At 69.5% G+C, this 13,151-nt stretch carries 9 protein-coding genes; 2 read left to right on the top strand and 7 right to left on the bottom strand.

Going from position 1 to position 13,151, the window contains the following annotated elements:
- Positions 1-54: 54 nt before the first annotated feature.
- The 6 genes from ACGFYN_RS37135 to ACGFYN_RS37110 all read right to left on the bottom strand — a co-directional run bounded on the left by ACGFYN_RS37135 (position 55) and on the right by ACGFYN_RS37110 (position 9,085).
- A complete protein-coding gene (locus ACGFYN_RS37135; RefSeq protein WP_393870377.1) occupies positions 55-3,270 on the bottom strand; it encodes a TIM-barrel domain-containing protein in 3,216 nt (1,071 codons plus the stop codon).
- 56 nt (positions 3,271-3,326) lie between these two features.
- Positions 3,327-4,358 (bottom strand): ABC transporter permease, encoded by a 1,032-nt coding sequence (locus tag ACGFYN_RS37130; RefSeq protein WP_393870376.1) that lies wholly within the window; start codon positions 4,356-4,358, stop codon positions 3,327-3,329.
- Positions 4,355-5,317: an ABC transporter permease gene (locus tag ACGFYN_RS37125; protein ID WP_393870375.1), complete on the bottom strand. Its 963-nt coding sequence runs from the start codon at positions 5,315-5,317 to the stop codon at positions 4,355-4,357. The genes ACGFYN_RS37130 and ACGFYN_RS37125 overlap by 4 nt, the downstream gene beginning before the upstream one ends.
- Complete coding sequence (locus tag ACGFYN_RS37120) at positions 5,310-6,827, bottom strand: sugar ABC transporter ATP-binding protein (RefSeq protein ID WP_393870374.1); 1,518 nt, start codon at positions 6,825-6,827, stop codon at positions 5,310-5,312. Before ACGFYN_RS37120 ends, ACGFYN_RS37125 begins: the two co-directional genes overlap by 8 nt.
- A gap of 1 nt (position 6,828) precedes the next feature.
- A complete protein-coding gene (locus ACGFYN_RS37115; RefSeq protein ID WP_393870373.1) occupies positions 6,829-7,926 on the bottom strand; it encodes an ABC transporter substrate-binding protein in 1,098 nt (365 codons plus the stop codon).
- A gap of 145 nt (positions 7,927-8,071) precedes the next feature.
- Positions 8,072-9,085 (bottom strand): LacI family DNA-binding transcriptional regulator, encoded by a 1,014-nt coding sequence (locus ACGFYN_RS37110; RefSeq protein ID WP_393870372.1) that lies wholly within the window; start codon positions 9,083-9,085, stop codon positions 8,072-8,074.
- 158 nt (positions 9,086-9,243) lie between these two features.
- On the opposite strand from ACGFYN_RS37110, the gene ACGFYN_RS37105 reads away from it, so the two are divergent.
- A complete protein-coding gene (locus ACGFYN_RS37105; RefSeq protein ID WP_393870371.1) occupies positions 9,244-11,856 on the top strand; it encodes a PA14 domain-containing protein in 2,613 nt (870 codons plus the stop codon).
- 59 nt (positions 11,857-11,915) lie between these two features.
- Here the strand turns inward: ACGFYN_RS37105 and ACGFYN_RS37100 are convergent, their stop codons facing one another.
- Entirely contained in the window at positions 11,916-12,347 is a 432-nt protein-coding gene (locus ACGFYN_RS37100; RefSeq protein WP_393870370.1) for a VOC family protein, read from the bottom strand.
- 97 nt (positions 12,348-12,444) lie between these two features.
- Here ACGFYN_RS37100 and ACGFYN_RS37095 point away from each other — a divergent pair, with 97 nt between their 5' ends.
- Positions 12,445-13,113 carry a GntR family transcriptional regulator gene (locus ACGFYN_RS37095; protein WP_393870369.1) on the top strand — a complete coding sequence of 223 codons (669 nt, stop codon included), beginning with the start codon at positions 12,445-12,447 and terminating at the stop codon, positions 13,111-13,113.
- Positions 13,114-13,151: the final 38 nt, after the last annotated feature.

Below are 13,151 nucleotides of genomic sequence, written 5' to 3'. Positions count from 1 at the left end.
GCGATCAACGATGCACAGGCCCCTCTTCGCCACTCGCCCGGCGCCCGGCGCCCGCTAGTGGTACCCGATGCTCACCCCACTGCGGATGCTGTGCGACGGCATCGTGATCCGCAGGACACGGGTGTCGGCGTCCCAGTGCCATGCCGATGCGGTCAACTTATGGTCCTCTGAGGTCACTTGCTTCGGCGCTCGGTCCACGCCGAGGAAGGAGACCGTCCACGTGCGGTGGCTTGCCTGGCCTCGGAAGGTGCCCTTCGTGGGTGCGATCTTCAGCAGGTGCGTTTCCTTGTGTTCGGTATAGCGGATGCGGGTGGTGGCCGTACGTCCGGAGGAGGTGCTGCCGTCGTCCTCGTAGAGGGAGAAGGCGCCGGACGCCCCCGGGGCCACCGTGACGCTGACCTTGTTCAGGGGGCTCTGTGCGTCGTTGGGCACGTTGTTCGAGCGGGTCGTGACGATGCCGCCCGCTCGGACGAAGACCGGCATGGTGTCCAGGGTCGTGGTGACGTCGTAAGTGGCGCCGCCCGCAGGGGCGTTGTAGGTGCGGCCCGCGAAGTAGTCCGTCCACCGGCCCGGCGGGAACCACACCGAAGTGGTGGCACCGGCACCGGGTTCGGTGACCGGGGCGACCAGCATGTCGGGGCCGTAGAGGTACTCGCTGTCCGCCTTGCTGTAGGCCGACTCCTCCTCCGGGTACTGGAGGTACAGGGGGCGCACGATCGGCGTTCCGGTGGTGTTCGCCTGCTGCGCCAGTGTGTACGTGTACGGCACGAGCGACTCGCGCAGGCGGAGGAACTTCTCGGCGGACTTCTGCGCATCAGCGCCGTACTGCCACGGCAGGCGGTCGCTGTGGTTGCTGTGCAGGCGGTCGACGGGCTGGAAGGTGCCGAGCTGCACCCAGCGGGCGTACAGGTCGTCGGGCAGCTTGGTGGTGCGATGCGTCTGGCCGCCGGAGGTGTACGTCTCGGCTCCGGGGATGCCGTATCCGTCGTTGTGGCCGCCGATGTCGTGACTGACGTTGGCGAGGCCGGTGGCGGCGGACTCCCCTGGTGTGTAGCCGATTTCGGCGCGCAGGGTGCCCCAGTTCGATGTCGTGTCGCCGGAGAAGTGGAGGGTGCTGCGTTTGTCGGCCCAGGGGCCGGTGGGCAGGCCCACGCCGCCGCTGTAGCCGCCGGCCTGGAGGGAGCCGTAGGCGCGGGACAGGACGAAGCCGCGGTCGCTGGTCTCGGAGGTGAGGTCGGCGTACTTCTGGTTGATCCATGCGTCCGGGGTGACGCCGGCCTGGGAGGAGCGGGAGGCGTCGCAGCACCAGTCCAGCCACCAGAAGTCGTTGCCCGCCGCGTCCATCGGACGGTGCAGGTCGAGATAGGCTTTGAGCTGGTCGGGATCGCCGAAGTCGAAGGTGTAGCAGTCCGAGCCCGCGCTGCCCGCACAACCGCCCTTGCGCAGCTTGCCCTTGGCCGTGCTCTGCGCCTTCGCGAACTGCGGGTCGGTGCCGAGGATGCTCGGATGCACGTTCAGGGTGTTGTGCAGCCCTTGTCCGGTGGACCAGTCGAAGAAGCCCTTGGGATCGGGGAACTTGGCCGGATCGAAGTTCCAACCGCTCCAGGTGTTGGGTGACTTGAAATCGGTGTCCGTGACCAGCACGTCCAGCGGTACGTCCGCTGCGCGGAACGCGGGCAGGATGGTGTTCTCGTAGTCGCTCGCGGTGCGGTCGATGTATTCGGAGTACCAGACGCCGTAGGCCCAGCGGGGCAGCAATTGTGACGGACCGGTCAGGGTCGCCAGGTCCGACAGGCCCTGCTGGTAGTCGTGTCCGAAGCCGAACACGTACCCGTCCTGGTACGGGCGGCCGTCATGAGCGGGGCGTTGGGACGCCTTCTTCGTGGCGGTGTCGTAGATCGCGGACGGGGTGTCGTCGAGCAGGTACCAGCCGTCGCGGTGCAGGAGGCCGGGTGTGGTCCAGGGGGTGGGGTCGTTGTCGCCGTTGAGGCCGTCCAGGCTGCGCCGGTAGCCGCCCAGGGCGAGGTGGGGTGCGGGGGCCGTCTCGCCTTGCCGGCTCAGGGCGAGGGTGTCCATGTTGACGTGGCAGCTGGTCGAGTCCGGGCAGTTCAGTGCGACTTCGTCGGTGCCCGCCTTCAACTCGACCGGGATCGCAGCCGATTGCCAGGTGTCCCAGTTGTCGGTGGCCGGGAGCGTGAGGGCGTGGGAGGCGCCGCCGGTGCCGACCTCGATGGTGCGGGGCTGGTGCAGGCCGTCGCTGCCCGTGCCGTTGGCGTAGCGCAGGTTCAGCACGTACGTGCCGTCCTCGGGTACGCCCGTGATGCGGTCGGAGATGCGGGAGCCCTGGTTGAGTTCGGCGGTGAATCCGTAGCCCGCATGGTTCTTGTGGTCGGTGGCGATGGTCGCGGAGCCCGCCAGGAGGGCGTCCTCGGCTTCGCAACTGGTGCCGAAGCGACAGCCGTTGACCGTGCTCTGCGCACGGGAGGGGTAGGCGGCTCCCGAGGTCAGGAGGGCGAGGCTGTCGATGTTGACGCTTCCGGAGTCGGCGGCGGTGCGGTGCAGCCGGACGGTGTGGGGGCCGGCGCCGAGTGTCAGCGGCAGGCGGGCCACACCCCAGGCGTTCCAGTCGGACGTGGCGGGCAGCGAGAACGTCCTGTCGCCGCCGCCGTCCACGCTGAGGCTGAGGGTGCGGGCCTCGTGCTGGCCGTCGCTGCCGACGGCGTTGGCATAGCGCAGGGCGAGGTCGTAGGTACCGGATGCCGGTGAATTCACGTCTGCGGCAAGCGAGTTGTTGTCGACCTCGAAGCCGGCGAGGAAGCCCTTGCCGGTGAACCCGCTGTGGTCGGAGGCGAGACCGGGACCGTCGTACTGCTGATCCTCGGCCTCGCACAGCGCGCCGACGGCGCAGACGTCGTGCTGCCAGGGCGCCGCGAGTACCGGTGCCTGGCCCGCCTTGAAGGACGTGGTGAGGTTGTCGGCGTCGAAGGGGCCGGAGCCGACCCGGTAGCGCAGGGTCATGGCGCTGGTGGTGATGGTCAGGACGCCGTCGTCGACGGACGAGGTGTAGTGGGGCGGGGTGAAGGAGTCCCGGCCGATCGCGTTGAAGGTGGGCCGGTCCTCGAAGTGGCCGTCCCCCGCGTACTCGCTGCGGATCAACGTCGGGGACAGGACTTCGAACCGGGCGTCCTGCACGCTCACCGTGGCGGGGTGGGCCCGCTGGTGCGCGGCGCCCGCCGTCGCGACGCCGGGGCTGACCAGGCACAGCCCCACTACCGCACCGGCCGCGACAACAGCCGCCGTGCGACGGGATCTTGACGAGGAAGGTTTCACAGCACTCTCCGCCTCCGGCCCAGCCATGTCTGGGCGACGACCACCACGGCCAGGAAGGCACCGCTGACGACCTGCTGGTACGCGGAGTCGAGCGAGCCGATCTGGTTGATCACGTTCTGGATGACCTTGAGCAGCATCACGCCGACGAGCGAGCCGCTGATGAACCCGAAGCCGCCACTGAGCAGGGTGCCGCCGATGACCACGGCCGAAATCGCCTCCAGCTCCATGCCGGAGCCGAGGATGGTCACGCCGGACACCAGCCAGGCCGCGTTGAGGGCGCCGGCGAGACCGGCGCACAGGCCCGACAGTGTGTAGACGGAGACCTTCGTACGGGCCACGGGCGCGCCCATCAGGGCTCCCGCGTCCTCGTTGCCGCCGACCGCGTACACGTACTGCCCGAATCGGGTACGGCGCAGCACGACGGCGCCGAGCGCGAACAGCGCCACGGTGATCCACACGGGCACGCCGATGCCGAGCAGGGAACCCTGCCCGAGGGTGGCGAAGAAGGAGTCCTTGTCGACGAGATACGTCTTGGAGCCCTCGTCGGTGATGGCCAGCAGGATGCCGCGGGCGCCCAGCATCGCCGCGAGGGTGACGATGAACGGTGCCAGCCGGACGCGTGCGATGAGCAGTCCGTTGACCAGGCCGACCAGCCCGCACACGGCCAGCGGCAGCAGCAGCGCCACCACGGTGCCGTACTGCGAGCCCCAGGCCGCGAGGACGCCGCCGAGGGCGAAGACGGAACCGACCGACAGGTCGATGCCGCCGGTGATGATCACGAAGGTCATACCGAGGGCGACCACCGCGAGGAACGCCGAGGACAGCGCCATGTTCTCGAGGTTGTCGCCGGTCAGGAAGGTGTCGAAGCTCAGCGACGCCACGGCCATGGCGATCACGAGGGTGACCAGGGCGCCGTGCTGCTGGGCGAGCCCGCTCAGCCGCTCGGAGCGGTTCATCCGCCCGGGGTCGTCGTTCTTGGCGCTCACGGTGTCGGCCGGCGTGCCGGCCTCTTCGGTGTGCGTGGTCATCTCCTGCCTCGTTCCCGGGCCGCGTAGACGGCGAGGACGATCACCACGGCCTGGGCGATCTGGGTCCACGACGGCGGCAGATCGTGCTTGATGAGCGTGGTGGTCAGCAGCTGGATGAGGACGGCGCCCGCGACGGTGCCGCCGATGCGTACCCGGCCGCCGCTGAGCGGGGTTCCGCCGACGACCACGGCGGTGATCGCGGACAGCTCCATCAGGGTGCCCAGGGAGGTGGGGTCGCTCGCGGTGAGGCGGGCGGTGGCGAGGACGCCGGCGATCGCGGCGAGGGCGCCGGAGCAGACGTAGACGACGACCAGGACGCGGCGGACCGGGAGCCCGGCGAGGCGGGCGGCCGGGCGGCTGTCGCCGATCGCCAGGACCTGGCGCCCGAAGGTGGTGCGGCGCACCACGAACGCGACCAGCAGTGCGAGTGCGGCGGCGATGAGGACCAGGTAGGGCACGCCGAGGACGTCGCCGGAGCCGAGTGAGGCGAGGCCGGGGTCGCGTACGTCCTTGAGCTGGGGCAGCAGTACGAGGGCCAGGCCGCGGCCGGCGACCATGAGGGCGAGGGTGGCGACGATGGGCTGGACGCCGACGAAGGCGATGAGAGCGCCGTTGGCGACGCCGACGACGATGCCGCCGATGACCGCGATGAGGGCGGCGAGCCAGGGGCCGTAGCCGAGGTAGAGCGAGAGCAGGGAGGTGGACAGGGCCATGACCGAACCCACCGACAGGTCGACGCCCTCGGTGCCGATCGCCAGTGCCATGCCGAGGGCGACGATGAGGACCGGGGCGACCTGCACGGCCTGGGTGCGGAAGTTGGCGGCGGAGGCGAAGTGCGGGGTGAAGGCGAAGTTGAACAGCAGCAGCACCAGTACGCCGACGTAGACGCCGTAGTCCTGGAGCAGGCGCAGCAGCTTGTCGCGGTCCAACGCGCCGCGAGCGTAGGTGAGTTCAGCCATCCTTGCCTCCAGCGGGTACGGCCGCGATGGCGCGCATCAGCGCGTCCTCGGTGACGGCGTCGCCGGTCAGCTCGCGGACGACGACGCCGTCCTTGAGGACCACCACGCGGTCGCTGCCCTCGATCAGCTCCTCGGTGTCGGAGGAGATCAGCAGCACGGCGAGGCCGTCGTCGGCGAGTTCGTCGATGAGGGCCTGCACCTCGGCCTTGGCGCCGACGTCGATGCCGCGGGTCGGCTCGTCCAGCAGCAGCACCTTGGGGTGCAGGGCGAGCCAGCGGGCCAGCAGCACCTTCTGCTGGTTGCCGCCGGAGAGTTCGCCTACCTTCTGGTGGGGTCCGGCGGCCTTGATGCGCAGCCGCTTCATGAAGGTGTCGACGATCTTGTCGATGCGGGAGTCGTCGACGAGGCCGAAGCGGGACAGGCCGGGCAGCGCGGCGAGCGCGATGTTCTCGCGCACCGACAGTCCGGGCACGATGCCTTCGGCCTTGCGGTCCTCGGGCAGCAGGCTGATGCCGGCGCGGATGGCTGCGGCGGTGGAGCCCGCCCGCACCGGGACGCCGGCGACGGCGACCCGGCCGGCGTCGGTGGGCAGGGCCCCGGCGATGGCCTTCGCGGTCTCGCTGCGGCCGGAGCCGAGCAGCCCGCCCAGGCCCACGACTTCGCCGGGACGGATCGACAGGGATACGTCCCGCAACCGGTGACTGACCGTCAATCCCTCGGCGCGCAGCACCGGTTCGGCGGCGGTGTCGTGTGAGCCGGTGAACTTGGTCATGCCCTCCGCGCGCACCTCGCCGATCTCGCGGCCGAGCATCATGGCCACCAGCCGCAGCCGGTCGAGACCGGCGAGCGGTCCGGTGTGCACGAGGCGGCCGTCGCGCAGGACGGTGACGGTGTCGCAGATCTCGTAGAGCTCGTCCATGCGGTGGCTGACGTAGATGACCGCGACGCCTCGCTCGCGGAGCATGCGGATCACCCCGAACAGGGTCTGAACCTCCCGGGGTTCGAGGGAGGAGGTCGGCTCGTCCATGATGACGACGCGGGCGTCGACGGCGACGGCGCGGGCGAGGGCGACCATCTGCTGGGCGCCGACGCCGAGTTCGCGCAGCGGCCGGCGCACGTCGACGCGGATGCCGAGTCCGCGCAGGGCCTCGTCGGCCTCGCGGTGCATGCGCCGGAAGTCGATCAGGCCGAGGCGGCCGAGGGGTTCGCGGCCCAGGAAGAGGTTGCGGGCCACGCTCATCAGCGGGACGAGGTTGACCTCCTGGTAGATGGTGGAGATGCCCGCCTGCTGGGCCTGCAGGGGGGTGGTGAAGCGGACCGGTTCGCCGTCGTACGTGACCTCGCCGGCGTCGGGCCGGTAGACGCCAGTGAGCAGCTTGATGAGCGTCGACTTGCCCGCGCCGTTCTCGCCGACGAGCGCGTGCACCTCCCCGGCGCGCGCGGTGAAGTCCACGTCGGACAGCGCGCGCACGCCGGGGAAGGTCTTGGACAGGTGGGTGACCGCGAGCACGTCAGAATGCCTTGTCGAGGTCCGACTGGGCGTTGCTCTTGGCGTAGGAGCTGTCCTTGATAACGATGTCCTGACCTACCTTCTGGCCCTTGGTGAAGGTGTCGAGGGTCTGGAAGGCGAGCGGCCCGAAGCGCGGGTTGGACTCGATCACGCCGTAGATCCAGCCGTCGACGATGCCCTGCACGGCGTTGCGGGTGCCGTCGATGGTGACGATCTTGACGTCGCCGGGCTTCTTGCCGGCGCCCTTGAGGGCGTTGACGGCGCCGAGGCCCATCTCGTCGTTCTCGGCGTAGATGCCGGTGATGCCGGGCTTGGACTGGATGAGGTTCTCGGTGACCGACTGGCCCTTCTCGCGGGCGAATTCGCCGGTCTGCCTGAACACGATCTTCAGACCGGGGGCCTTCTCCTTGATGCGGTCCTCGAAGCCCTTGGTGCGCTCGGTGGTCACGTTGTTGCCGGCCGCGCCGAGCAGGATGGCGATCTCGCCCTTGCCGCCGGTGGCCTCGATCATCGAGTCGGCGGCCCGCTTGCCCTGTTCGACGAAGTCGGAGCCTATGAAGCTCACGTAGTCCTTGCAGGCGGCGGCGTTGATCTTGCGGTCGATGGTCACGATCGGGATGTGCCTGGCGGCCGCGGTGCGCAGCACCGGTTCCCAGCCGTCGGAGTTGAGCGGGGCGATGACCAGCAGGTTCGCGCCCTTGGCGATGAGGTCCTGGACGTCGCTGATCTGCTTGGAGAACTGCGACTGGGCGTTGGCGGTGAGCAGCTTCACGCCCCGCTTGTGGGCTTCGGCCTTGATGGAGGCGGTTTCCGCGATCCGGAAGGGGTTGGCCTCCTTCTCGGACTGCGAGAAGCCGACGGTGGCGCCCTTGAGGTCGAGCTTCTTGCCGCCGTAGGCGTCGATGGTGCAGGTCGGCCCCGAGCCGGCGGCGGGTGAGGCGACCACCTGGCCGGCGTCGTCCTGCTTCGAGGCGGAGGTCTTCTCGCCCGAGTCGTCCTCGGACTTGGTGCATCCGGTCGCGAGCGCGAGGCTCGTCACGAGGCCGGCGGCGAGGAGGGTTCGTGCGGAGGTGCGACGGACAAGTGCGGTGGGCTTCATGGGTGTCCCCAAACGGCGCGGGCCCCGGGAGGTGAGAGCGCTCTCGGGGAGGCTGGCTCTTGCGGTCAACTCGGCGTGCACGTCGTTCAGGGGAGGTTTTTACATCGTTGGAAGGAGCGTGTAAAGCCTTCCGTCCGAAATCTCGTCACCTCCGGCCGAGCGTGCTCTCCCGCTCAACTAGCCGGAACTCCGCGCTCAGTTCGCGCCCACCAGGCTCCTCGCGGCCCGACAGGCTGCGCAGCAGCGATCCGACGGCCATCTTCGCGATCGCCTGCTTGTCCGGCGAAACCGTCGTCAGGGTGACGGCACCGAAACGCCCCTCCGCGATATCGTCGAACCCCACCACCGCCACGTCCCAGGGCACCCGAAGACCCCGCTCGTGCAGCACCCGCATCGCCCCGATCGCGATCAGGTCGTTGAAGGCGAAGACGGCGTCCGGGCGCACGCCGGCGTCGAGCAACTGGGCCATCGCACGGGCCCCGTCGTCCCGGTCCCAACCGCCGACCGGCACCACCAGGCTGTCCGGCGCCGGCACCCCGGCCTTCGCCAACTCCGCACGCCAGCCGTTCAGTCGCAGGTGGGCGGGCCGGTTCACGGAGTCGGTGCGCACACCGAGGTAGGCGATCCGGGTCCGGCCGCGGCTGAGCAGATGGCGCACCGCGCAGCGCGCTGCGGCCACATTGTCGATCGCGATGTGGTCGAACGGCAGGTCGTACTCGCGCTCGCCGAGCAGCACCAGCGGGACGTCGTCCGAGCGGCCCTGCAGATCCTCGGCCTCAAGGGCCAGCGGGCTGAGGATCAGCCCGTCGATCACCCGGCCGCTGAAGCCCTGGCTGACCAGGATCTCCTGCTCGCGCTCGCCGCGGGTGTGGTCGAGCAGGACGGTGAACTCGTGCTCGGCGGCCGCGTCGATCACGGCGCCGGACAGCTCGGCGAAGTAGGGGTTGCCCAGTTCGGGAACGGCCAGCGCGATGATCCCCGTACGGCCCTTGCGCAGATGGCGGGCGGTCAGGTTCGGCCGGTAGCCGAGCTCGTCGATCGCCGCCTGCACGCGGGACCGCATCCCCGGTGTGACGTGCGGATAGTTGTTCACAACGTTGGACACGGTCTTGATCGAAACGCCCGCGCGTTCCGCCACGTCCTTCAGGCTGACCCGCAAGGGATCTCCTCAGCGTCGATGGGCGCCCCGTCCACGAGGCTTTGTCATGTCCCCTGGACAGAGGCCGGGAGTCGTGCTCTCATGCCAACTGCCGTTCCTTCCAACGTTGTACAGACTGAAGCAACGAGCCGCCACCCTTCCTCAGCCAAGGAGGATTCGTGCGCATCAGCGTCCACAGACCCATCCGCCAACGCCTCGCCCTGCTGCTCGCCGCGGCGCTGGGCGCCGCGGGCCTCGCCGCGGCACCCGCCGCGACCGCGGCCGACGACCCCGTGGAGGTGCACGGCCTGAAGGGCGAGTACTACACCCAATCCGCCCCCGGCGCCTTCGACTTCGACCAGCTCAAAGCCACCGGCTTCGACCCGAACCTCGACTTCGACACCCTGGAGCCGCGGCTGAACTTCGCCACCGGTCGGTCGGACGACGTCAGCGTCCGCTGGACCGGCAAGATCGTCCCGGAGAAGACCGGGCCCACCACCTTCTCGATCATCGGGGACAACGGCTTCCGGCTGTGGGTCGACGGGAAGATGGTCATCGACCACTGGGTCGACGACTGGGACCGCGAACAGACCGGCGCACCGGTCGAGTTGACCGCGGGCAAGGCCTACGACATCAAGGTCGAGTACTTCGAGCACTACGGAGGTTCCAACCTCCACCTGCGCTGGACCCCGCCCGGCGGCACCAAGACCGCCGTACCGCAGTCGGCCTTCCGGCTGCCCGACGGATGGGCCTACGACGGCGCCATCTCCACCACCGTCCTCGCGAGCGGACGTACCCTCAAACTCGACTTCGCACAGCCGCTCGGCACGCCGCCGGCCGGTCTGAGCAGCCACTTCGACGCCGTGATCGGCGGCGCCACCTGGCCGCTGGGCGAGGCGAAGCTGGACCCGGCCAACCCGCGAACCCTGCTGGTGGCGCTGAAGGAACCCGTCGTCGGCAACAAGACCGGTACCGCGCCAGGGCTCGCCGACGTCCGCTACGACGGCAAGGGCGGCCTGACCGGCACGGACGGCAACGTTGTCAGCACCTTCTGGAGCAGCGGCGCCAACAAGTCCACCTACGAGCTGCGCACCAAGTGGGCCGACGACGTCTCCCCCGGCAACGCCCATCCGGAGTACCCGCGGCCGCAGTTGACCCGCGACGCCTGGAAGAACCTCAACGGCTCCTGGCAATTCGCGGCCGCCAAGGCGGGAGACCAGCCGCCGGTGGGCAAGAACCTCGGCGAGAAGATCCTCGTCCCCTACCCGGTCGAGTCCCAGCTGTCGGGGATCGAACGGCACGAGGACCGCATGTGGTACCGGCGCACCTTCACCGTGCCGCCCGGCTGGAAGGTCGGCTCCGGCAAGCGGCTTCAGCTGAACTTCGGCGCGGTCGACTGGAAGGCCGAGGTCTACGTCAACGGCACCAAGGTCACCGAACACCAGGGCGGCTACGACAAGTTCAGCGCCGACGTCACCGACGCGCTCAAGCCCGGCCGCACCCAGGAGCTGATCGTCGGCGTCTACGACCCGACCGACGCGGCGAACGGCGAGAACCCGCCGATCGGCAAGCAGCGCCTGGACCCCAGCGGCATCTGGTACACGCCGACCTCGGGCATCTGGCAGACGGTGTGGATGGAGCCGGTCGCCTCCGACCACGTCGACCAGCTCAAGCTCACCCCGGACGTGGACGCCGGCACGCTCACCGTCGAACCGCAGGGGGTACGCGCCGGGTTGCCGGTCACCGCGACGGCCTACGACGGCAAGCGCAAGGTCGCCACCGTCACCGGCCGCAGCGGCGGGCCCCTGACCCTGCGCCTCCGCAACCCGCACCTGTGGTCGCCCGACGACCCCTTCCTCTACGACCTCAAGGTCACCGTCGGGGCCGACCACGTCGGCAGCTACTTCGGCATGCGCTCCATCAAGGTCGAGAAGATCGACGGCGTTCCGCGCACCGTCCTGAACGGCAAACCGATCTTCATGATGGCCACGCTCGACCAGGGCTTCTGGCCGGACGGCCTGTACACGGCCCCGACCGACGAGGCCCTCGCCCACGACCTGAAGATGCACAAGAGCATGGGCTTCAACTCGGTGCGCAAGCACATCAAGGTCGAGCCCGACCGCTGGTTCTACTGGGCGGACAAGCTGGGTCTGATGGTGTGGCAGGACATGCCGGCGATGACCGCCGGGGTGAGCCCGTCCACCGCGGCCCGCGCCGAGTACGAGCGCGAGATGAAGCAGATGATCGACGAGCACATCAGCAGCCCGTCGGTCGTCATGTGGGTCACCTTCAACGAAGGCTGGGGCCAGTACGACATGGCCCGCATCGCCGACCAGGCCAAGTCCTGGGACCCCACCCGGCTGGTGAACTCCATGTCCGGGATCAACCTCGGGGCCGACGGCGGCACCGGCGACATCATCGACGAGCACGGCTATCCCAGCCCGGCCCTGCCACCGAACCCGGACGGCCGACGCGCCCTGGTCAGCGGTGAGTACGGCGGCCTTGGGCTCGCGGTGCCCGGGCACGCCTGGTCGGTGCAGCAGTCGTACGTCGACGTCGATCCCTCGACCTACACGGACGACTACCTGGCCAAGCTCGCCGAGGTCCACGCACTGGCCTGCAAGGGCGGAAACGGCGCGGTCTACACCCAGATCTCGGACGTCGAGGGCGAGCTCAACGGCCTGATGACGTACGACCGCAAGGTGGTCAAGCCCGACGTCAAGCGGCTCAAGGCAGCCCAGCAGGCGCTGATCTCCGACGCCTCACGGGCTACCCCGGCAGGGTGCGCCTGACATGAGAAGGTGCGGTCCGCCCGTCCGGGCCACGGGCGGCCGGACCGCACCGCCGCCGGTCAGGGAGCGAAGATCTGCGAATCGTCGGCGAACGCCTTGAACTCCAGGGCGTTGCCGGCCGGATCGTGGAGGAACATCGTCCACTGCTCGCCCTTCCGGCCCTCGAAGCGGACGTAGGGCTCGATGACGAACGCGACGTCCGCCGCGCGCAACCGGTCGGCCAGCTTGTGGAATTCGGGCACGGTCAGAATCAGCCCGAAGTGCGGCACCGGGACGTCATGGCCGTCGACCGGGTTGTGGACGCGCTGCCCGCGCTCCGGGGCGAGATGGGTGACGAACTGGTGGCCGTGCAGGTTCCAGTCCACCCACCTCTCCGCGCTGCGGCCCTCCTCCAGGCCCAGCACGTCGCCGTAGAACCGACGGGCGGCGGCCAAGTCGTCGACCGGCATGGCGAGATGGAACCGCGGGATCGGGGAGTCGAGAACGGTCATGGAATGCCTTCCTGCTCGGACCTGTGCAGCACTTGTCGCAAGTTGACATTGGTTGCGATTCGAATGTTAACATTGCGACATTGAGGAGATGAAGGCGATGAACGAACAGGGACGAGTGACCCCCGCCCGGCGCCGGGGGCTGGCGGACGAGGTCGCCGACCGTATCCGCGAGGCCATCTTCGACGGCAGGTACGCGCCCGGTGCGCAGCTGCGCGAAGTGGAACTGTCCGGTGACATGGACGTCAGCCGCGGCCCGGTGCGCGAAGCCCTTCGCTTGCTGGAACGCGAGGGCCTGGTCCACTGCGCCTGGCACCGCGGCACGACGGTGACCTCCCTGTCCGCCGACGACGTGGCCGAACTGGACAGCCTGCGTGGCGCGTTGGAGGACCTGGCCGTCCGCGAGGTGATCGCGCGCGCCTCGGACGAGGACCTCGCCTCGGTCGCGAAGACGGCCGACATGATGGAACGGGCCGCCGACGCGCACGAGATGGTGCGCTGCGACATCGCCTTCCACGACGCGGTGTTCGCCGCCGCCGGGCACCGGCGACTCGCCGACGCCTGGGACGGCATCCGCTGCCAGGTGCACCTGTTCCTGCTGACCCGGATCGGCCGCAGCACCCAGGGCTATCTCGATCGCATCCCGCGCGAGCACCGGGAACTCGTCGCCGCGCTGCGCGCCCGCGACACCGAAGACGCCCGCACGCTCTTCGCCACGCATCGACGCCTCGCCGTCGACGTCATCTCCGGTTCCGAGAAGCCGAGTTGAGCGGCGTGCACCACCACCCGCACGAGCACCCGGCGCAC

Source organism: Streptomyces sp. NPDC048419, assembly GCF_043200415.1.
Taxonomy (GTDB): Bacteria; Actinomycetota; Actinomycetes; order Streptomycetales; family Streptomycetaceae; genus Streptomyces.
Note: the sequence above shows the minus strand (reverse complement) of the source record. Positions and strands in the feature narration are given on the sequence as shown.